This is a genomic window from Phenylobacterium montanum (assembly GCF_018135625.1).
GTDB lineage: Bacteria > Pseudomonadota > Alphaproteobacteria > Caulobacterales > Caulobacteraceae > Poindextera > Poindextera montana.
The window spans coordinates 2,474,081-2,494,701 of the sequence record NZ_CP073078.1 but is presented as its reverse complement, the minus strand read 5'-3'; the positions used below and the strand labels follow the sequence as shown (position 1 = coordinate 2,494,701).

Here is a 20,621-nt window from a genome sequence, read left to right as displayed (position 1 = left end):
CATGCACACCGGACTGCTCTTGGAGATGGCCGCCGACGGCCTGGGTGAGCGTCACGCGGCAGGCCCGCTGGCCAGCGCGGTCAGCTATGCCGACCTTCTGGCCCGCGCCCGGGCTGGCGGGGCCTGGCTTGCGGCCCAGCCGGGCGCAACTGTCGTTCAGATCGGCCAGAATTCGCCCGCGCTGCCACTTCTGGTCTTCGCCGCCGCGTTCGCCGGCAAGGCGTTTGCGCCCCTGAACTATCGCCTGGCCGACGCCGATCTTACGCGCATCCTGGCCCGCACGGCCCCCTCCATCGCCGTGGTCGACGAGGACATGATCGCGCGGGTGGAGGGCGCACCCGGCGTGACCATCGTCCCGCGCGCCGCCTTCGCCGCCGTTTGCGCCGACCCCGCGAACCAGGCCATCGCCCCGCCCGAGTTCGACCCCGACATCGCCGTCCTGCTGTTCACCAGCGGGACCACCGGCGAGCCCAAGGCCGCCATCCTGCGCCATGAGCACCTGACCGCCTACGTACTCTCCACCGTCGAGTTCATGGGCGCGGCCCAGGGCGAGGCGGCGCTGGTGAGCGTACCGCCCTATCATATCGCCGGGATTTCGGCGGTCCTGACCAACATCTTCGCCGGGCGGCGCATCGTCCATTTGCCGGCGTTCAGCCCCGAGGCGTGGGTGGAGGCCGCCGCCGCCGAGGCCGTCACCCACGCCATGGTGGTGCCGACCATGCTGGGCCGCATCCTCGACGTCTTGGAGGCGCGGGGAGAGCCCCTGCCGGCCCTGAAGGCCCTGTCCTATGGCGGCGGGCGCATGCCGCCGCCCGTGATCCAGCGCGCTTTGCGTCTGATGCCGCAAGTCGATTTCGTCAACGCCTATGGCCTGACCGAGACCAGCTCGACCATCTCGGTCCTGGGCCCTGAGGACCACCACGCCGCCCGCGCCGGCGATCCTGTCGCCTTAAGGCGCCTGTCCTCGGTCGGCCGCCCCCTGCCGGGTCTGGAGGTCGAGATCCGGGATCCCACAGGCGCCCCGGTCCCGGCCGGCGTCTCGGGCGAGGTCTGCGTGCGCGGCGACCAGATCAGCGGCGAATATGTCGGCAGGAAGTTGACCGACGCGGAGGGCTGGTTTCACACCCGCGACGCCGGCTTCATCGACGCGGGCGGCTATCTGTTCCTCGAGGGGCGGCTGGACGATGTGATCGTGCGCGGCGGCGAGAACATCTCCCCCGGCGAGGTCGAGGACGTGCTGCGCGCCCACCCCGCCGTCGCCGACGCCGCCGTCCTGGGCGCCCCCAGCGACCAGTGGGGCGAGCGGGTGGTGGCCGTGGTCGTTCCGCGGGGCGATCCCGATCCCGAAGCCTTGAAGGCTTTCGTCCGCGAACGCCTGCGCTCGACCAAGGCGCCGGAGGAAATCCGCTTTCAGGATGCTTTGCCTTACAACGAGACCGGCAAGCTGCTCAGGCGGGCGTTGAAGGGTCAGTTCGCCTGAGCCCCACATACACCGAATCCCCCTTGTCCCGTCGCCCCCGCCACTCCGCCGGTTCGTCGAAGAACCCGCGGTCGGCGGCGGCTTCATAGCGCCGCCACTCGCTCACCCCATGCCGGCGGGCGATACGCCAGGCGCCGGCTCTGCGTTCCAGGCGATCGAGGTAGCGGCCGCCGACGATGCGGTCTTCGTGCGGGCGGCCGCCCGGGGGCGGGTTTGCGCCGAAGCGATGGTAGGCGGTGAAGTAGGTCTCCGCATGGGCCAAATCGCCGTCGAGGTCGATCGAGATCTGGCCGAGCTGGTGATGGGTCAGCTCGACGGCCGCCACCACGGCCATGGCGTGGGCGCAGAAGTCGCTGGAAGGGCCGGTGAACCCGCCGTGGCGGTGGGTTGAATCGGGGTGGAAGCAGGTTCTGAGCATCGCCTCGTCGCCCCGGTCGATGGCCCGGCAGTAGCGCATGATCACCTCGGCGATCTCGACCCGGTCGCCGAGGGCGCGCAAGGCGGCTTTCTCGTGATCGTCCATGGGTTCCTCCCTTGGGTCCGCTTTTGCGCTAGACAATCATGATCATAATCATAAATTGGCGGCAACAAGGAGAGGAACGCATGGCCTGGGATTTTGAGACCGACCCCGATTTTCAAGCCCGGCTGGACTGGGCCGCCGCCTTCGTCAAGGAGGAGGTCGAACCCCTCGATCACCGGCTGGACAGCATCTACGACGTCAAGAATCCGGAGAATGCCCGCCTGGTCCGGCCGCTGCAGGCGCAGGTGAAGGAACAGGGCCTGTGGGCCTGCCACCTGGGCCCGGAACTGGGCGGGCCGGGCTACGGCCAGGTCAAGCTGGCCCTCTTGAACGAGATCCTCGGCCGCTCGCACTTCGCCCCGGTCGTGTTTGGCTGTCAGGCCCCCGACACCGGCAACGCCGAGATTCTCGCCCACTATGGGACGGCCGAGCAGAAGGCGAAGTACTTAAAGCCGCTGCTCGATAACGAGATCGTCTCGTGCTTCTCCATGACCGAGCCCCACGGCGGCGCCGATCCCCTGGTGTTCACCTGCCGCGCCGAGCGGGACGCTGGGGGCTGGGTGATCAATGGCGAGAAGTGGTTCTCGTCCAACGCGCGTTTCGCCGATTTCCTGATCGTGATGGCGGTCACCGATCCCGAGGCGGCGCCGCACCGGCGCATGTCGATGTTCATCGTCCCCGCCGACGCGCCCGGGATCGAGATCGTGCGCAATGTCGGCCACTTCGGCGAGAAGGTGCCGAGCCATGCCTATGTCCGCTACACCAATGTGCGCATCCCAGCCGATCACCTCCTGGGCGAACGCGGCGAAGGGTTCGCGGTGGCCCAGACGCGGCTGGGCGGCGGGCGCATTCATCACGCCATGCGCACCATCGGCCAGGCCCAGAAGGCGCTGGACATGATGTGCGAACGGGCCCTGTCGCGCTTCACCGCCGGCGAGCGGCTGTCGGACAAGCAGATGGTGCAGGAGAAGATCGCCGACAGCTGGATCGAGCTCAGACAGTTCCGCCTTCTGGTGCTGGAGACCGCCTGGCGGATCGACAAGCTGCAGGACTATCGCAAGGTCAGGAAGGACATCGCCGCGGTGAAGGCGGCCATGCCCAAGGTCCTGCACGACATCGCCGCCCGGGCGCTGCAGATCCATGGCTCGATCGGTGTTTCCGACGAGATGCCGTTCGTGAGCCAGGTGGTTTCGTCGTTCGTGATGGGTCTGGCGGACGGCCCGACCGAGGTGCACAAGGTGACGGTGGCCAAGCAGGTCCTGCGCGACTATGCGCCGACCAACGCTCTGTTCCCGGCCTACGACCTGATCGCTGAGCGGGAGCGATCGATGGAGAAGTATCCGGAGCTCGAAGAGATGGCCGAGGCGGAGCTGGCATGAGCCCCAGGCTGGCGTCTTTTCCAACCCACGCCCAAATCTTCGGCCTTTCCGGGCGCACGGCCCTGGTCACCGGCGCGGCAGGGCATCTGGGCTCGGCCATGGCGGTGGCGCTGGCCCGCGCCGGGGCGCATGTGATCCTGAACGGGCGCAGCAAGGCCAAGCTCGAAGCCTTTGCGGACGAGCTGGCTGAGGAGGGGCTGTCAGTCCAGGTGGCCGCCTTCGACGTGCTGGACCATGCCGCGGCGGCCAGCTTCTTCGCAACGCTGAAGCGGCTGGACGTGCTGGTCAACAACGCGGTCACCGGCCTGCCCACGACGGCCGACGCGAGTCGCGCCGACGCCTTCGCCGCCACCCTGGCCAGCGGAATCACCGCGGTGAACGAGAACGTGCAAGCCGCCCTGCCTGCGCTGAAGGCCGCCGCCCGCGCTGTCGGCCAGGCCTCGGTGATCAACATCGCCTCGATCTATGGCCATCGCAGCCCGAGTTTCGCCACTTATGGCGACTCCGGCTTCGATAGTCCGCCGCAATACGCGGCGTCGAAGGGCGGCATGATCGCACTGACCCGTTACCTCGCCTGCCGGCTCGCCCCCGACGGCGTTCGGGTGAATTCATTGAGTCCTGGCGTGTTTCCGTGGCCGGAGATCGAGCAGGCCCATCCGAATTTTGTCGCCCGTAGTGGTCAGAGGACGCCGATGGAGCGCACAGGGCGCTGGTGCGAAATCGGCGGGCCGGCCGTGTTCTTGGCCAGCGACGCCTCGGCCTATATGACCGGCGCCGATCTCCTGGTCGATGGCGGCTGGACCGCCTGGTAGCCGCCGGCGGGTGCGATTGGCCCACCATCAGTCAAGACGGCGCTGCGAGGAGATTCGCTGCGATTTTCATGAATATGCTCTGGACCGGCGGCCTTTGAAGTCATTGCCCCGGCGATGTAAGATGACTTGTCCAGTTGCCGCCCAACGCGATGGCGCAGCCACCGCTCTGAGGTGCGCACAAATTGGCCGCGCTGACCGAACCGCCTTGAAGGCCGCCGAACAGCTTTTGCGATTGTCTGTCCGCCCGGGCCCGAGTGTTCGTTCGATCAAACGCCGCCGGTGACGGGCACAAGGGCGCCGGTCACCGCCCGCGCCGCATCCGAGGCGAGGAACAATATCACAGAGGCCAGGTCTTGCGGAGAAACCCACTTCGAAGCGTCGGCTTGCGGCATGTCGGCCCGGTTGGCCGGGGTGTCGATGATCGAAGGCAGCACGGCGTTGACCGCAACCATGCCCTTGTACTCGGCCGCCAGGGCTTCCGTCAGGCGGTGTACGCCGGACTTTGAGGCTGCGTAGGCCCCCATCCCTGTGTCGGCCTTCAACGCCGCATATGCCCCGACATTGACGATCCGTCCGCCGCTCTTGACCAGATGGGGCAGGGCCGCCTTGCAGGCGTTGAAAGTGGTCGCGACGTTCATGGCGTAAAGGCGCGACCATGTGGCGGCGTCGCCTTCGGCCACGGTTTGCCAGACGAAGCCGCCGGCGACATTGATCAAAGCGTCCATGCGGCCGAAGTGGTCCACGACTGCGCCGATGGCCTTCGCCGCTCCCTCCGGCTCCGACAGATCCACGCCGCCGACCGCGAGGTGCGACGCTAGGCCGAGGGGCGCCGCTGGTGCAAAATCGAGGGCTGCGACCTTGGCTCCGCGGGCGGCTGCATCGGCGATCACAACCCGTCCGAGCGCTCCAAAAGCGCCAGTGACCACAACGACCTTGTCCTGCATGGAGCCTCTCTCAATCTTGACGCCGGTCGCTCAGCACGATGGGACACAACCTTGTGGGTACTGACGACGGGGGGCTGTCCGAGCGCATTCATTGGCGTTGAAATGTTGTAGGCGGCTTCTTCATGAAGACGCAACGAGGAGCGGAAGGTTATGCTTCCGTTGAGCGCGCGCCTGATGCTTCGCTGCTGCGAGATCCTAGGCAAATTGGCCGCGGGACGGCAACGCAGATAGTGGCGACGGCGCTTCGCCAATGGCAGTGGCCTCGAAACTCGTGGCAATTGTCGAGCTAGCTACCCCAAAACGGACCTTAAAGGTGGGTGTCGGCCCGCGTTGCTGGAATCTGGCCAGTCGGCTTGATACTGACATGGAGGCCCGAGCCTTTTGGGCCTCTCGGTTTCCTGACGCCCATACGGGCAGGCGCCGCTTTGAAAAAGAAAGCCCCCGCCAACGGGGCGCGCCGGCGAAGGCTTTCTGTCCATCCCTCGGAGGGCTGTGAACGGGTATAAATCTACCTCAAGCCCGTTAAAAAATGACGATCCTGGGTCCAATGTGACCTTGGGCTGATAGAACCCATGCCCGGCCAGGTGATCGTGGTCATCCAACGTCGTCACCGCAGCGTCCGGCTGCTGGTGGAGGGCGTAAAGTCGCCGCTTGGCGTCGACGCCGCTCAGCTCGAGCGTCCGCTGACCAGCCCACACCTAAGCGCCTGGCCCTGCTGCTGAACTGGCCCCTAGATCCGAATCGCGGGACTCGCGTGGGCCGTGACATCGCGCACATGGTGCAGAATGAGTTCCGGCCGCCCGTCGTCATTCGGGATCGGACAGTTGGATGGTTCCCACCAGCGCTCTTCGAACAGACGGTCGAGGCCGCGGACGTCGTACCTTTGAACGGCCATGAGATCGGCCTTCCCGGTCCTGAGCACCCGCTCCAGAGAGCCCCTGAGATTGAGGACGGCGTTCGCCTCGGGCGCCGCCGGATTGTCAGGAAAGATCTCGAACAATCCGTAGCCGCGGATTTCCTCGGTCGTCATCGTGGCCTTCATATAGGCGGGATTGGCGTCTGCGATGACCAGGTCGGACGTCAGCAGCAGATAGGCGTTGGGGCTCACTTTGAAGCTCTGACGGAACTGGCGATCTTGGACCATGATCTGACGGCGCCGCGCGGGCGGAAGCTGCGGTCTCGGCGACGCTGACAACACCCTGGCGGCGGCCGCAACCTGACTCCAGAAATGGGCGTCTGTGGTATCTCCGTCGCGTACCAACGCCGCCGCTCGCTCCGCGGCGATCCGACACGCATCTGCGCCCAGCTCATCGAGCAGGGCCTGGGCGACGAAGATGGCGTCCTTGGCGCGGTTCACACCGCAGCGTCGGTCGTCGCCGCCCTGTGCACTTTGATGTAGATCAACTCTGCCATGTCGAGCGAGATCGGCTCTTAGGGCGTCGGCACGATCGCCACCTCGCCCACAATTACATTCAGTAGCGCGCAATACGACGGCGATTTTCCGATCGCCGCTAAAGGGGTCCCGCTCCTGCTCACAGATCGAGTCATGCCGATCACAACCGGCGCACACTGGCTAATCGATCGCTCGGCCTGCGACCTGACCCGAAGGGGTTAGTCTGACAACCCCGTCCCAAGGACTCGCACGCTCAGGAGGCGGGAATGATGCCATCAACTCACTGCGAGCCGCGCGCCGAAGATGCGCCACAACAGCATGAACACTGCCGCCGCCCCGCCGACAATGGCGGCATGTAGCAGCCAGAAGGCCGGCCCCCCCAGCGGAGCCAGCAGCGTCCCCAGCGCCCCAACCATCAAGTTGACCAAGAAGAACTGCAGTAGGCACACCGCCACCATGGTCCCGGCGATCTGGGGCGGGGCCAGGCGCGTGAACAGCGCATAGCTCACCGGCACCAGATTGGCGTAGCCGAGATCGTTGACCAGTTCGAAGGCCACAGCCCAGCCCAGCGAGACCTTGTGGCCGTCCTGCGCCCGAATGGCCGCGGCGGACAGGATGAGGGGCGCCAGGGCCATGATCGCTGCGCCGATGGCGATCTTGCCAAGCTCGCTGGGCTCGCGCCAGCGTCGTCCCCACCAGTTCCAGAAGGTCACTGAAAGGGCGATCAGACCGACCGAAGTGAAGCCGCCGAAGGAGAGCAGCCAGGTCACGGGCATGGCCTGACCGAATAGGGACAGGTCATAGCTGTCCTTGGCCCAGACAAGGTAGGTGTTGAAAATCTGGTAGTTGCCAAGCGTTGCGCCAGCCAGGATCGGCAGCAGTCCGACCAGGGCGACAGTGCGCAGCCACTCCTCGCGGGACAGGGCCGGAGGTTTGATCCGCTCGTCGCTCGCGCCCCTGACGGGCTCGGGCGGCAGCCAGCGGCGGCCGGAAAGATAGATCGCGAGGCCAACCAACATGCCCACCCCGGCGGCGCCGAAGCCCCAATGCCAGCCGACCCGTTCGCCCAACGTGCCGCAGACCAGGGGCGCGAAAATCAGGCCGACATTGATCCCCATGTAGAACACCTGGAAGGCCTGGGCCCGCCGGTGGTCGCCCTCGGCGTAGAGCGCGCCCACCTGGGTCGAGATATTGCCCTTGAACCCGCCCACGCCCACGATTAGGCAGGCCAGGGCCAGGAGGAACGAGGCCTCGAAGGCCATCAGGAAGTGGCCTATAGCCATCAGGATGGCGCCGGCCGTGACCATCGCCGTGCGCCCGAACCAGCGGTCGGCCAGGAAGCCTCCGATCAGCGGCGTCACATAGACTAGGCCAGTATAGAGCCCGAAGATCACCGAGGCCGTCGCCGCCGGCGTCAACGGGCCGGTGACCGCTAACACACTCGCTCGGAACGCGGCGAACCCCGCAACATGTTCCACGTGTCCAGGCAGCAGCAGTTGCTCGACCATATAGAGCACCAGCAGCGCCTGCATGCCGGAATACGAGAACCGTTCCCAAGTTTCGGCGAAGGCTAGGTAGAGCAGCCCCTTTGGGTGGCCGAAGCAATCGGTGGCGACGCGCGGCGCACCAGCGCCAGAAGGCGCGAGATCAAGGGTGGTCATCGATCGGCTCCCCCCGGAACCGCCGCAGAGGGTCAGGCGGCGACGCCCAAAGCAACCACAGTCCCGTGCGATCGCCTAGGTTCGCACGCGCCCAAGTCAAATATGTTCAGGATTGCGCCCGCCTGAAGGGCCGACGTTGCCAGGTTCTCAGAAGGATCGCACGTCGTGGACGGACTCGGCGCTGAAAATCACGGTTGGCATGGCCGGGCCTCGCCAATAGCAGCCCCTCCGGGTGGCGGGCCACGGCAGCGCCAGTTTCCAGATTGCGGTCATCCCGACCGGCAGGGGCGGACAAAACCCAAGCCCAGCGACACGGCCAGAAGGTGACTCATCGGGCCGCCCGTGGTAAGACCTGGTCGTACCGAAGAGGGAACCTCATGGCGACCGTCGAGAAGCTGAGCATCGCGCTTACACCTGAATTCGCAGCAGACATTCGCCGAGCCATCGCGACTGGCGAGTACGCGTCCACGAGCGAAGTGGTTCGTGACGCGCTCCGCGCGTGGAAGCAAATTCGCCAGGGGCGGGAGGTCGCCGTTGAAGAATTGCGAAGGCTCTGGCGAGAGGGCATCGACAGCGGCGATGGCCAGCCTCTGGACGCCGAAGATATCAAGCGCCGCGGACGCGCGCGTTTGGCGGCTCACAAAGCAGCCAATCTCTGACGCGTGGCCCGCGTCGTCATTACGCCGCGAGCCAACGCCGACCTGGATGATATTTGGCTGCATGTCGCGTTGGACAATCCTGCGGCGGCCGACCGTCTCATCGACCGGATTGTTGCCCGGTGCCAAGCTTTGGCCGAACATCCGAAACTTGGGGCAGCGCGCCCCGAGATTGCGCCAGACGCTCGGGCGCTTGTCGTGGGCGATTACCTTGCGCTGTACCGCGTAGAAGGATCCAGCGCGGTAGTTGTTCGCATAGTGCACGGAGTCAGGCGACTAAAAGACCTCTTTGACCTCGGATCCGGCGAGTGACCAAGCGACCATCCTTGAACCCGCCGCTCGCCAAAAGCGGTCGAAACGCCGACACGCGCTAAGGCTGCGCTTGATCCCCCGAAGCGGTCTTGGCGAGGGCGAACCAAGAAGCGGGGCTATTTCAAAATCCAAAAGGCTGCGGTCTGTGCGACCGAGCCGTCTGGCATCTTTCGTTGCCCTGAGATGCGGTATCCAAGCGACGGCATGATCTCGCCAACTAGCGAGCCTGCGGTCACCGTCATCTGGCTGAAGGCACCGTATCGATTGCCCATCTTGGCCACGATCAACGGTTCGACACCCGCAAGCGCGGGTAGGCCGGCGGCAGTAGCTTGAATGCAAGCTTTCCGGCCATCGGCTGATTCAATGATGTCTCGCATCTCGAGCACCCGCGGGTCCGACATGCTGATGCCGCCTTTCTCGGCGTAGTCGAGACCTGAGCCTTCAATTGCGCGGGCGAGTTGGAGCGCTTCGGGCGTGCCTTTGCGCAGCGCGTTTCGCCAAACAGTGTAACGCTCCTCAGGGCTGCGGGCTTTGAGCTTCTCGATGGTCCATCCTCCCGCCAACCCCTCCGTCAACGTCATGCTCCCCAAGTGCGCGCCACACGGCCCCGATATGGCCGCTGATAGTCCTAGGACTCGACGATACGGCGCCGCCGCGACAGGTCCACGTCGAATGTGTCGGATAAGCTTGCACGGCGAGGCGCCGAGGCGTTCCTACGCGAAATCGCCATCCGCCGGATCCCGCCAGGCATCGCCATCTGCGGTCATCGGCGGGACTGCTTTAGCGCTGCGCTTGCTCCTCCAAGGCAGTCATAACAACGGCGAGTAGGGGAAGCGGCCGGATTCCTGGCGAGCGGGGGCTCCAGCCGCCAGGGCCAGCTATTCCGCTCCCCCGAGGAATAGGTCCCACGCGGTTTCGAAGTACGCGTCGCGGGCGGCGGGCTCGGCGAGCGGATCCAGCCCCAGCATCGCCTGCCGGATCGGCCAGCCGACGATTGCTCCCTCAAGGTGAGTGACGAGCACGCCCGACCCGAATTTTCGCAAATGCCCTGCCGCGGTCGCGGACCACATCAGCCGCTGCAGGACCGCTATGAACGGCGCCATGCAGTTTTCGAGATACGCGCCAATGTTGGGGAAGCGCTCGGCCTCGGCGGCGAAGATCCGATGCAGCCGGACCATGTCCGGATGCAGCATGAAGTCGAGCAGGAAGCGGCAGCATTCCTTCAGGGCGTCCAGCGGGCCGGCGCCCTTCGCCGCCTCGAATCGAGCCGCGGCGGCCAGTCGCTGTACCTCGCGGTCGATCACCGCCAGAAACAGCGCCTCTTTGGAGCCGAAGCGGCGATACAAGGTCTGCTTGCCGACGCTGGCGCTGGCCGCGATCTGGTCCATGGATACGCCATAGCCCTTTTCGACGAACAGAAGGGCGGCCACTTCAACGATGCGTCGGACTGTGGCCTCGGAGGCTTGGCGCGTCGCGCGACCACTCTTGCGTAGTGCGGTGGCGCCTATCTGGTCTTGTTTCGATTGTTGATGCAACATGGCTTGAACTTCGGACCTACACAAAGAACAAAATGACGATGACGGCGATCATTGATGCTAACGCCAACAGCGAAGCCCAGCCGACTATGGCTTCCATTGCTTTGGACACAGGAACACCTTTCATAGATAAGCATGAGATGGCAGTCGAAGACGAAGCGGTCGCCTTCAGGATATGTTTTCGAAGGCCTTGGATTTCTCATCGTAGGCGGTATCCGCTCCGCTGAACCGAGTCTGTTCTCAGTGCGCGCCGCTGGTGTCGATCGGCCCCTGGGGTTTGGGCGCGATCCAGATGAGCGTCGCGGCGAAGCCGAAGCAGATCGCGATGGTGGCGAACATGTTGAGCGTCGCCAGCGTAACGCTCTGCCCCTCGATCACCTGCGTCAGCACGGCCGTGGCGCTGTCGTGCGGCGCCCCTAGGCGCACGGCGCCGTCGATCAGCTCGCGGCCATAATGCAGCACGCCCGCCAGCTCGGTCTGGTTCTTGCGGGTTGCGTTCTGCCAGCCGGTCTGCACCAGCGAGGTGGCGAAGGCGCCGGCCAGCGTGCGCATGAAGTTCGACAGGCCCGCGGCATTGGCCTGTTCGTCATGGCCGACGCTGGCCATGGCGAGGCCGGTCACGGGCACGAAGAACATCACCATGAAGGGCCCGGTGAGCAGGGTCGGCCAGGCCATCTGCAAGAAGGTGACGTCCGGGTTGAAACCCATTCGCCAGACCATGATCAGGCCGAGGCCCAGGATGCCGAGCGATACGATCAGCCGGGCGTCGATCTTCTCCACCGCCTTGCCGACCAGGGGCGCGGACACCACCGCGAAGATGCCCATGATGCCGGTGGCGTAGCCGGCCCAGGTCGCCGTGTAGCCCATGTTGGACTGCAGCCAGAGCGGCAGCAGCACGATGCTGGCGAAGAAGGCGCCAAAGCCCACGGCATAGGTCGTGGCGGCGGCGACGAAGCCGCGATGACGGAAGATCCTCAGGTCGACGATCGGATTCCTCTCCGTCAGCTCCCAGATCAGGAAGGCGGCGAAGCCGATGGCGGCGATCACGCCCAGCACGCAGATCTCCGGCGAGTTGAACCAGTCCTGGTTGCGGCCTTCGTCCAGCATGATCTGCAGCGCGCCCACCCACAGGACCAGGAGGCCCAGGCCCACCTTGTCGATCGACGCCGGCCGGGTCGGGTCCGGTTGGCCGCGCATCAGGAACAGCAGGGAAAGTCCGCCCGCGAGGGCCACCGGCACCTTGATGAAGAATATCCACGACCAGCCGATCGAGTCGCAGATGATGCCGCCCAGGATCGGGCCTGCCACCGGCCCCACCAGGGTGGTCATGGCCCAGATGACGGTGGCGAGCGTCGCCTTCTCCTTCGGGAAGGTGCGCAGCAGCAGCATCTGCGATAACGGCATGATCGGGCCGCCGACCAGCCCCAGCAGCACGCGCATGCCGAGCAGCATGCCGAGCGAGCTGGACAGACCGCAGAGTAGCGAGACAACGGCGAAGCCGAGATAGCAGGTGATGAACACGCGCTGGGCGCCGAACTTGCCGGCGAGCCAGCCGGTCAGCGGCACGGTGATCGCCTCCGCGACGGCGTAGGAGGTGATGACCCAGGTGCCCTGGCTGGAGGAGACCCCCAGATTGCCGGCGATGGTCGGCACCGAGACGTTGGCGATGGTGGTGTCGAGCACCACCAGGAAATTGCCAAGGCCGATCAGAATGGCGGTCACGAGCAAGGGGAAGCCTGTGAGCGGAGCCGCCGGCTCCGCCCTGTGGGCATGCAAGGTTTTCATGACGAAGTTTCCCGGCGCTTAGTCGGCGAGGTTGATGTCGGCGTCCATCGACAGGCCGACCTTCAGGGGGTGGGCGGCCAGCTCGCGAGGGTCGAGGGCGATGCGCACGGGCAGCCGCTGCACGACCTTGATCCAGTTGCCGGTGGCGTTCTGGGCCGGAACGATGGCTGTGGCCGCGCCGGTGCCGCCGGAGAAGCCCACCACCCGGCCGTGATACACCACGTCCTTGCCGTAGAGGTCGCTGGTCAGCTCGGCCTTCTGGCCGACGCGCACCTTCTTCAGCTGCACCTCCTTGAAGTTGGCCGTCACATAGGCCGCCTGGACCGGCACCACGGTCATCAAGAGGGCGCCCGGCTGCACCATCTGGCCCACCTGCACGGTGCGCTTGGTGACTATGCCGTCCACCGGGGCGCGCACGACGGTGCGCGAGAGCGCGACCTCAGCCTGGTCGACGCGGGCGCGGGCGGCGGCGACTTCCGGGTTCTGGTCCAGCGGAGCGCCCTGGATCAGGGCGTCGTTGGCCTCGTGCGCCCCTTGCGCGGCGCGCAGATTGGCCTGCGCCTGCTCAAAGGCAGCCTGGGCGGCCTCCAGGTTGGTCTTCACCGTGGTCATTTCCTCGCCGGAGATGGCGCCGGTGCCGGCCAGTGGGTGGCGGCGGTCGTATTCCACCTGGGCGCGCTGCAGTTCGGCCTTGGCGCGGATCAGGTCCGCCTGGCGGGCCGCAATCTGGCCGCTCAGCGAGCCGCTATTGGCCTGGATGCTCTGCATCTTGCGCAGGGCCTGGCCCAGGGCGGCCTTGGCCTGCTCCAGCTCCAGACGGCGATCGGCGTCGTCCAGCACTACCAGGATATCGCCCTTCTTCACCGCCTGGGTGTCGACCACGCGCACGTCGGCGACAGGTCCGCTGGTCAGCGCGGTCACTTCAGCGGTTTCGGCGTCCACATAGGCGTTGTCGGTGGCGGCGTGCTTGGCGGCCACGGTTATGTCGAAGGCGGCGTAGCCGGCGCCGGCGAGGGCGACGACGCCGGCCAAGGCGATTAAGAGCTTCTTGCGGGCGCCCGAGCCGGCGGCCGTGGCCTCGACTTCGATTTCGGGCGTCAGGGTGCGAACGGACTGGTCCATGGCGAGAGTTCCTTGAGGGGATTGGGGAGGCAGGAAGGGATCAGGCGCGGTAGCCGCCGCCGAGGGCGCGGATCAGGGCCACGTCCAGGGTGAAGGCCCGCATTTCGAGGTCGGCGACGGCGCGCTGGTTCATGACCAGCGCATCCTCGGCGGCGAGGACCTCGAGATAGGTCCCAAGGCCGCGGTCGTAGCGCTGGCTGGCCAGGTGATAGGCGTTCTGCGCCGCGGCGAGCGCCTCGCGGCTCTTGCCGAGGCGCGCATCGAGCGCCCGGGCGCTGATCGCGCTGTCGGCCACCTCGGCCAGGGCGTGGGTGACCGCCTGATCGTAGATCGCCACCGCCGCGTCGTACTGGCCCAGGGCGCCCCGATAGGCGCCCTGCAGCCGGCCCGACTCGAAGATCGGCAAGGTCACGGCCGGCCCGACGGTTCCGAACTGCGATCCGGACTTGGCGAGGTTGGCGAGGCCCAACGATTCATAGCCGGCGAAGGCGGCGAGGTTCACGTTGGGATAGAAATCCGCCTTGGCCGCCTTGACTCGATGGCCAGCGGCCTCGGCCGCCAGGCGCGCGGCGACGACGTCGGGGCGGCGGCCGATCAGCTCCGCCTGCAGGTTGGCGGGCAGGCCGAAGGCGCGGATCGCGCCCGGATGCGGACGCTCGATCGAAAGGCCGATATCCGGGCCCTTTCCCACCAGCGTAGCGATGCGGTTCTTGGTCAGGCCGATGGATTCATCGATCGCCGCCAGTTCGGCCTCGGCGGAGGCGCGGTCGGCATGGGTCCGCTCGCTGGTGGCCTGGGTCTCGAGGCCCTGGGCGACCCGCTGGTCGATAAGCGTCTGGCTTTCCGAGCGCACCTTGAGCGCATCCTGGGTCGCGTCCCGGTCCTCGTAGAGCTGCGCCAGGTCGGCATAGGCCCCGGCGATGGCGGTCGAGAGGGTCAGGCGGGCGGCGGCCGCCTCGGCCTGGGCGGCCTCCTTTTCGGAGACGGCGCCGGCGAGCAGAGCGCGGTTCTTGCCGAAGAAATCGATCTGCCAGTTGAGATTGAGGCCGGCCAGGCCCGCATCGCGCCACCCATGGGTGACGATCGCCGGGGGCAGGCCGTTGTTGTAGCTCAGCTTGGATTCGCCGGCCATGGCCACGGCGTTGAGCTGCGGCCCGAGGGTCGATTCGACCTGTTCGGCCAGGGCGTCGGCCTGGCGAACCCGCGCCCGGGCCGCCGCAAGGTCGGGCGAACCGGTCAGCGCCGCTTCGATCAGCTCATCGAGCTGAGGATCCCGATACGCCGCCCACCAGCGATCGTTCGGCCATTGCGTGGCCGGGGCCTTGAAGCTCTCGGCGGCGGCGTAGGCCGATGCGGGCTTCATCTGCGGCGCGGCCCCGAGCCGGGGAATGGCCGCGCAGCCTGAGAGAACCGTGGCGGCCGCGCCTGCGAGCATCGCCAGCCGGGCCGTTCTTTTACCTAAACCGGGGAGTGACGCCATAGCCTGACCCTTTCTTAAACCGAACAGTCTGGTTTAGTTACAAAGGGCCCTTTCCGCCGTCAAGCGAAAAGTGTACGGTCGAGTTCAGAAATAGGCGGAGAGATCGAATTGCGGGTAAAAACGGACGCGCGGCGCAAGGCCATCACGGACTCGGCCTGGCAGGTGTTCAAGGAGAACGGCTTCGAGCGCACCACCATGTCAGAGATCTCGGATCGCGTGGGCGGCTCCAAGGCGACGCTGTACAGCTATTTCAAATCCAAGGAGGAGCTGTTTACCGCGGCGCTGCAGCAGGCCATGGCCTCACGCTCCGACGAGGCGTTCGAGCACCTCACGGGCGCGGGCGACCTTCGTGAGCGCCTGATCGCGTTTGGCCGGGGGTACCTGGAGGCGCGCCTGACACCGGACATGGTCGGAGTCGAGCGCGCCTTGATGACCGAGGCGGAGCGCTCCGGCCTGGGCGATGTTTTTCGCGCGCAGGCCATCGTGCCCCACTGGCGCAGGCTGGCCGCCGCTTTCGAGCAGGAGATGGCGGCCGGGCGCCTACGCCGGGCGGCGCCTTACACTGTGGCCCTGCACTACCGCGGCCTGGTCGAGGCCGATATTCTCGAACGGCGCCTGCACGGCGACACCACGATCACCGCCGGGCAGATCGACGCTGCGGTCAAGGACGGCGTTGAGGCGTTCCTGAGGGCCTATGCGCCTTAGAAGCGCGGCGCTCGCGATCCGCACAAGGACTGCGGGCGGCGTTGCGTAAGCTAGGAACAGCACCAATTCGCCGCCGCCTTCATGTTCATGCAATGCGCCGGTCCCGATCGCCATGCGGGCGGCGAAAGCCGGACTTCCTGCGAGCGCGAGCTCACGCGTCGAGATTGTCGAGGCGCCGGGGATTGGGGCCAAGGGAACCGGATATCGCCTACGTCAACCCTCACGCTTTGTGATGATCGGCGCCGATTTCAGTCGGCCAACGAGGCCGCCGCGCAGCGTTTCAACAGTCCGCGCAACCAGGCCAGTTCCGGTTCCGCCGACCGCCGCCGAGGCCACACCATCACCAGTTCGAGGTCGGGGATCGGAAGGGGGGAGGGGGCGAACTGCAGCGGCAGGCTGCTGGCGAACAGGCGCGCAAGACTGCGCGGGGCCAAGACCAGACAGTCCGATCGGGCGGCGATCAGTGGAAGCACGGTGAAGTCGGAGGTGAGTACGCGATTGAACTGCTCGACGCCGTGTTCGATCAGATAGCCGTGTTCGAGGCTGGCGTGGGCGACAAGGTCGAGATGGAAACTCGCGTGCGGACGCGCCAGATAGGCTTCGACTGTCAGACCGGCGGCGAACGCTTCATCGTCCTTGCGGGCCAGGCAGACGAAAGGCTCGCGCCCAAGAGGCTCCAGGGACAGTTCTCGCGCCAAAGCGGGGGCTTGATAGCTCAGCGCCTCGATGACCTGCCGCGGTGAAATGATCATGTCGATGTCGCCGGCGTGCAGATCCCCCGCCGATCGGCCCCGGGCCGTGATCATCTGCACCGCCACGCCTGGGGCCTCGCGGCTCATTAGGGCGGCCATTTCCGGCGCCGTGATCGCTGTCACGTAGTCGGCTGTCGCGACGCGGAAACGGCGGGTCGAGGTCGCCGGATCGAAACTCGGCGCCGCCATCACCTGCCCGACGGCGCCCAGCGCCGCGTCGAGCGGTTCGATCAGCTGCTTGGCCTTCTCGGTCAGGCGCAGACGACGGCCCTCGCGCAGCAGCAGCTCGTCGCCAAAATGGGCCCGCAGTTGCCGTAGGCTATTGCTGACGGCGGATTGGGTGATGTTCAGCGCCTCGGCCGCGCGGGTCAGGTTCCGATGCCTCAGCACAGCCCGAAGGATCGGCAAAAGATTGAGATTGGTCGCCCTGAGCCTGCGCTCCAGATCGTCCATCCAAGCCCTCACAGCCAACCATCAAAAAATATGATGATTTAGATCACAATTCAAAAGTTCCCGTGAGTCCTGGCGTCGGATTAGCTGCTCGAAAGACAAAACGCCTTTCGGGAGGAGCTCTTGATGTCCCCAGTGGTCGCGTTCGCCGCCCCAACCGCCCCGACCCAAGCCGAGCTCCTGGACCGAGCGCGCAAGCTGACGCCAGTGCTGCGCGAGCGGGCGGCGCGAACCGAGGAAAACCGGGCGCTCTTGCCCGAGACGCTGCAGGATTTCGTGGACGCCGGCTTCTATAAGATCCTGCAACCGGCGAAATACGGCGGCTTCGAGCTGCCGCCTATGACCCTGTTCAAGGTGGTCATGGAACTGGCCAAGGGCTGCCCGTCCAGCGCCTGGTGCCTCTGCCTGGTCACGGTCCACAATTGGGAAGTGGCGCTGCTGGATCCGCAGATGGCCGAAGACCTCTGGGGCCAGGATCCCGACGCCCGGGCGTCTTCGTCCTATGCGCCCTTCGGCAAGATCACGCCCGTCGACGGCGGCTATCGGCTCAGCGGTCGCTGGTCATGGTCGAGCGGGTCCGACCACTGCTCGTGGGTCATCCTCGGCGGCATTGTTCCACGGGGCGACGGCGTCACCGGGCCCCCGGACGTCCGCGCCTTCCTGGTCCCGCGCCCAGACTACGAAGTGGCCGACGTCTGGCACGTCCTCGGCCTGAAAGGCACCGGCAGCAACGACATCATCGTCAAGGACGCCTTCGTGCCGGAACACCGCACGCACCAGTTCCTGCATTCCTTCATGATGACCGATCCTGGCCGGGCTGCGTTTGCGTCGAGGAACTACAAGTATCCGTTCGGCGTGATCTTCGCCTACAGCCTGTCGATCGTGACCATCGGCATGGCGGACGGCGCCCTCGAAGCTTTCCGCGAAGATATGAAGCAGCGCCTCGGCGCCTATGACGGCGCAAAGGCGATGGAGGAGCCCTTCGTCCGCCACCGACTGGCCGAGGCGGAAGCGATCATTCGGGGACTGCACACCCGCCTGGACGCAAACTTCGCCGAACTCGACGCCTTGATCGATGCGGGAGCCGAGATCCCCGTGGAGCTGCGGGTCAAGAACAAGTGGGACGCGCAATGGATCGCCAAGGAGGCGCAGAAGGCGGTCGAACTGCTGTTCAAGGCCAGCGGCGCGCGCGGGCTCAAGCTGGACAACCCGATGCAGCGCTTCTTCCGTGACTCCCACGCCGCCTCCAACCACGCCTTCCTGAATCCGGATAAGGGTTCGCTCAATGCTGGCTTGGTGCAGCTCGGCGGCTTCACGACCGACTTCACGCTGTGAGCGCCGTTTCGGATCAGGCCGAGGCGCTTGGCGAGCAGGGCTTGCAGTCGCAGTTCCGCGCAGCCATGCGCCGTCAAGCCTCGACGGTGTGCGTGATCAGCGCCCTGACTTCGCAGGGACCCCGCGGCATGACGGCCACGTCGGTCATGTCGCTCTCGCTCGATCCCCCGTCGATCGTCGCCGCGATCAATCGCTCGGCCAGCCTCAATGCTGAACTTCTGGAGGGCGTCGCGTTCGGTGTGAACCTGCTGGCGGAAGACCAGTCGCAGCTTGCTCGAAGCTTCGCTGGCGGCCTTCCAGCTGATCGGCGCTTCTCCGAAGGCGACTGGGATTTCAATGCCTGGGGCGCGCCTGTGCTTCAGGGCGGCGTCGCCAGCATGACCTGCGTCGTCAATCGACGGTTCGAGCATTCGACCCACAGCCTCCTGATCGCGGACGTCCGCGAGATCCGCCTCACGGCGGAAGCCCAACCTCTCGTCTGCGCGCACGGGGCCTTCACCGGGCTGCGACGCCCCGATGCTCCGCCCTCGGCCCGAACCTGAAAGGAAAGCCCATGTCGGTGATCGCTCTCGGCTATCTCGGCCTGAATGTGAGCAATCCGGACGCCTGGACGAGTTGGGCGTGCGAGTTCCTAGGGGCGATGCAGGGCCCGGCGTCGCCGGGGGGCGTGCAGCGTCTGAGACTTGACGACTATGCCTGGCGCATCGCGCTTGAACCTGGCGAAAAGGACGACCTCGCCTGGATCGGCCTTGAAGTGGCGGGGCCGGCCGAACTCGCAGCGCTTCGCCGCCGGCTTGTCGAGGGCGGCGTGGCGGTGGAGGAGGCCGACGCCGGGCTGCTGGCGGAGCGGGGGGTTCTGGGGCTGGTCCGCTGTCGTGACCCGCAAGGCCTTGGCGTGGAACTGTACTATGGCCCGACCCAGCTGTCCCACTCGCCTTTCGTCTCCCCAACCGGCGCGCGCTTCGTCACTGGCCAGCAGGGCCTGGGGCATCTGGCGCTCGCCACCGTCGACCTGGCGGCGACCCGCGGCTTCTATCTGGACCTGCTCGGGTTCCGCCAATCAGACATGATCCGCATGGCCATGGGTCCGGACTCCCACATCGACCTCGAATTCTACTTCTGCAATCCGCGCCACCACACCCTGGCCATCGCGCCCCTGCCGATGACCCCGCCCAAGCGCCTGCACCACCTGATGGTGCAGGTGGAGACCCTCGATCAGGTTGGCTTTGCGCTCGATCGCCTAGCCTCCACCAACACCACCCTGACCCAGACCCTGGGCCGACATTCCAACGACAAGATGGTGTCTTTCTACGTCTCCACGCCGTCGGGCTTCGAGCTCGAGTACGGCTACGACGCCATCGAAGTCGACGCGCCGATCTGGAGCATGGCCCGGCACGACAAGATCTCGAGCTGGGGTCACAAGCGTCTTTGACGCTCCTTCTCCAATTCACATCCGGAGCTTCAGATGGCCGCTGACATCGCCAGCCGCTTCGTCGAATTCGACGGGCTTAGAGTTCACTACAACGAAGCCGGGGCCGGGCCGGCCTTGATCTTCGTTCACGGCGGCGGCCCCGGCTCGTCCGGCCTCAGCAATTTCTCCCGCAATATGGCGGCATTTGCGGACCGCTACCGGGTGATCGCCATCGACCTGCCGGGCTACGGCCAGTCGACCAAGCTGAAGATCTCCGCGCCGCTCTGGGGCTACTACGCCAAGGTGCTCGCGGGCTTCATCGATGCGCTCGGGCTGGGCAAGGCCCACCTGATCGGCAATTCGCTAGGCGGAGCGGCCAGCCTGAAGACCGCGGTCGATTTTCCCGACAAGGTCGACCGCCTCGTGCTGATGGGGCCGGGCGGCGGCTATTCGCTGTTCGAGAAGCAGCCGAGCGACGGGATCATCTCGCTGGTCACTTTCTACACGCCCCCGGGGCCGTCGATGGAGCGGCTGAGGCAATTCCTCAAATATCTGGTGTTCGATCCCGCCTCGGTCACGGACGAATTGCTGCAGGAGCGCCTGGACCGGGCGCTCGATCCCGAGACTGCGGAGTTCATGCCCCTCAGGGTCGGCCCCAGCATGGCCCCCATCGAGGACCTTTGGCGCGAACGCCTCGACCGGCTGCCACACGAGACCCTGATCATCTGGGGCCGCGAGGACCGGGTGAACCCGATGGACCAGGGCTTGATCCTGGCGCGTCAGATCCCGAACGCGCGCTTCCTGGTGATGCCGAAATGCGGCCACTGGGCGCAATGGGAAAAGGCCGACGAGTTCAATCGCACCGTGGCCGCCTTCCTGGAGAGCTGAC

At 66.1% G+C, this 20,621-nt stretch carries 20 protein-coding genes; 10 read left to right on the top strand and 10 right to left on the bottom strand.

The window, feature by feature from the left end; genetic code table 11:
- Position 1: 1 nt before the first annotated feature.
- The gene (locus tag KCG34_RS11140; RefSeq protein WP_211940418.1) at positions 2 to 1,480 is read left to right on the top strand and encodes a class I adenylate-forming enzyme family protein; all 1,479 of its coding nucleotides are present in this window, start codon (positions 2 to 4) and stop codon (positions 1,478 to 1,480) included.
- Here KCG34_RS11140 and KCG34_RS11135 read toward each other — a convergent pair.
- Positions 1,449 to 2,003 (bottom strand): nuclear transport factor 2 family protein, encoded by a 555-nt coding sequence (locus KCG34_RS11135; protein WP_211940417.1) that lies wholly within the window; start codon positions 2,001 to 2,003, stop codon positions 1,449 to 1,451. The two genes, KCG34_RS11140 and KCG34_RS11135, sit on opposite strands and share 32 nt — an antisense overlap.
- Positions 2,004 to 2,083: 80 nt before the next feature.
- On the opposite strand from KCG34_RS11135, the gene KCG34_RS11130 reads away from it, so the two are divergent.
- Positions 2,084 to 3,379 (top strand): acyl-CoA dehydrogenase family protein, encoded by a 1,296-nt coding sequence (locus tag KCG34_RS11130; RefSeq protein ID WP_211940416.1) that lies wholly within the window; start codon positions 2,084 to 2,086, stop codon positions 3,377 to 3,379.
- On the top strand, positions 3,376 to 4,191 hold the full coding sequence (locus KCG34_RS11125; RefSeq protein WP_211940415.1) for an SDR family NAD(P)-dependent oxidoreductase: 816 nt from the start codon (positions 3,376 to 3,378) through the stop codon (positions 4,189 to 4,191). Before KCG34_RS11130 ends, KCG34_RS11125 begins: the two co-directional genes overlap by 4 nt.
- A gap of 266 nt (positions 4,192 to 4,457) precedes the next feature.
- Here KCG34_RS11125 and KCG34_RS11120 read toward each other — a convergent pair whose 3' ends face one another.
- The 3 genes from KCG34_RS11120 to KCG34_RS11110 all read right to left on the bottom strand — a co-directional run bounded on the left by KCG34_RS11120 (position 4,458) and on the right by KCG34_RS11110 (position 8,189).
- Positions 4,458 to 5,135, bottom strand: coding sequence for an SDR family NAD(P)-dependent oxidoreductase (locus tag KCG34_RS11120; protein WP_211940414.1), 678 nt, complete (start codon positions 5,133 to 5,135; stop codon positions 4,458 to 4,460).
- Positions 5,136 to 5,865: 730 nt separating this feature from the next.
- Positions 5,866 to 6,492, bottom strand: coding sequence for a PAS domain-containing protein (locus KCG34_RS11115; protein ID WP_211940413.1), 627 nt, complete (start codon positions 6,490 to 6,492; stop codon positions 5,866 to 5,868).
- Between the two features lie 311 nt (positions 6,493 to 6,803).
- Complete coding sequence (locus KCG34_RS11110; protein ID WP_211940412.1) at positions 6,804 to 8,189, bottom strand: peptide MFS transporter; 1,386 nt, start codon at positions 8,187 to 8,189, stop codon at positions 6,804 to 6,806.
- Positions 8,190 to 8,566: 377 nt separating this feature from the next.
- On the opposite strand from KCG34_RS11110, the gene KCG34_RS11105 reads away from it, so the two are divergent.
- The gene (locus KCG34_RS11105) at positions 8,567 to 8,848 is read left to right on the top strand and encodes a type II toxin-antitoxin system ParD family antitoxin (protein ID WP_211940411.1); all 282 of its coding nucleotides are present in this window, start codon (positions 8,567 to 8,569) and stop codon (positions 8,846 to 8,848) included.
- Between the two features lie 3 nt (positions 8,849 to 8,851).
- Complete coding sequence (locus tag KCG34_RS26170) at positions 8,852 to 9,157, top strand: type II toxin-antitoxin system RelE/ParE family toxin (protein WP_211940410.1); 306 nt, start codon at positions 8,852 to 8,854, stop codon at positions 9,155 to 9,157.
- A 116-nt stretch (positions 9,158 to 9,273) separates the two neighbouring features.
- Here KCG34_RS26170 and KCG34_RS11095 read toward each other — a convergent pair whose 3' ends face one another.
- The 5 genes from KCG34_RS11095 to KCG34_RS11075 form a co-directional block, all read right to left on the bottom strand.
- Positions 9,274 to 9,738, bottom strand: a complete 465-nt coding sequence (locus KCG34_RS11095) for a hypothetical protein (protein WP_211940409.1) — start codon at positions 9,736 to 9,738, stop codon at positions 9,274 to 9,276.
- Positions 9,739 to 10,035: 297 nt separating this feature from the next.
- Complete coding sequence (locus KCG34_RS11090; RefSeq protein WP_211940408.1) at positions 10,036 to 10,695, bottom strand: TetR/AcrR family transcriptional regulator; 660 nt, start codon at positions 10,693 to 10,695, stop codon at positions 10,036 to 10,038.
- 237 nt (positions 10,696 to 10,932) lie between these two features.
- A complete protein-coding gene (locus KCG34_RS11085) occupies positions 10,933 to 12,477 on the bottom strand; it encodes a DHA2 family efflux MFS transporter permease subunit (RefSeq protein WP_211940407.1) in 1,545 nt (514 codons plus the stop codon).
- Between the two features lie 18 nt (positions 12,478 to 12,495).
- Positions 12,496 to 13,599 (bottom strand): HlyD family secretion protein, encoded by a 1,104-nt coding sequence (locus KCG34_RS11080; protein WP_211940406.1) that lies wholly within the window; start codon positions 13,597 to 13,599, stop codon positions 12,496 to 12,498.
- A 40-nt stretch (positions 13,600 to 13,639) separates the two neighbouring features.
- Positions 13,640 to 15,034 (bottom strand): efflux transporter outer membrane subunit, encoded by a 1,395-nt coding sequence (locus KCG34_RS11075; RefSeq protein WP_211940405.1) that lies wholly within the window; start codon positions 15,032 to 15,034, stop codon positions 13,640 to 13,642.
- A gap of 153 nt (positions 15,035 to 15,187) precedes the next feature.
- Here KCG34_RS11075 and KCG34_RS11070 point away from each other — a divergent pair, with 153 nt between their 5' ends.
- Positions 15,188 to 15,784 carry a TetR/AcrR family transcriptional regulator gene (locus KCG34_RS11070; protein WP_211940404.1) on the top strand — a complete coding sequence of 199 codons (597 nt, stop codon included), beginning with the start codon at positions 15,188 to 15,190 and terminating at the stop codon, positions 15,782 to 15,784.
- A 248-nt stretch (positions 15,785 to 16,032) separates the two neighbouring features.
- Here KCG34_RS11070 and KCG34_RS11065 read toward each other — a convergent pair whose 3' ends face one another.
- Positions 16,033 to 16,989 (bottom strand): LysR family transcriptional regulator, encoded by a 957-nt coding sequence (locus KCG34_RS11065; protein ID WP_211940403.1) that lies wholly within the window; start codon positions 16,987 to 16,989, stop codon positions 16,033 to 16,035.
- A 123-nt stretch (positions 16,990 to 17,112) separates the two neighbouring features.
- Between KCG34_RS11065 and KCG34_RS11060 the strand changes: the two genes are divergently transcribed.
- The 4 genes from KCG34_RS11060 to KCG34_RS11045 all read left to right on the top strand — a co-directional run bounded on the left by KCG34_RS11060 (position 17,113) and on the right by KCG34_RS11045 (position 20,620).
- On the top strand, positions 17,113 to 18,321 hold the full coding sequence (locus KCG34_RS11060) for an acyl-CoA dehydrogenase family protein (RefSeq protein ID WP_211940402.1): 1,209 nt from the start codon (positions 17,113 to 17,115) through the stop codon (positions 18,319 to 18,321).
- A gap of 92 nt (positions 18,322 to 18,413) precedes the next feature.
- The gene (locus KCG34_RS11055) at positions 18,414 to 18,863 is read left to right on the top strand and encodes a flavin reductase family protein (protein ID WP_211940401.1); all 450 of its coding nucleotides are present in this window, start codon (positions 18,414 to 18,416) and stop codon (positions 18,861 to 18,863) included.
- An 11-nt stretch (positions 18,864 to 18,874) separates the two neighbouring features.
- Positions 18,875 to 19,753 carry a VOC family protein gene (locus KCG34_RS11050; RefSeq protein WP_211940400.1) on the top strand — a complete coding sequence of 293 codons (879 nt, stop codon included), beginning with the start codon at positions 18,875 to 18,877 and terminating at the stop codon, positions 19,751 to 19,753.
- 33 nt (positions 19,754 to 19,786) lie between these two features.
- The gene (locus KCG34_RS11045) at positions 19,787 to 20,620 is read left to right on the top strand and encodes an alpha/beta fold hydrolase (RefSeq protein ID WP_211940399.1); all 834 of its coding nucleotides are present in this window, start codon (positions 19,787 to 19,789) and stop codon (positions 20,618 to 20,620) included.
- Position 20,621 lies beyond the last annotated feature (1 nt).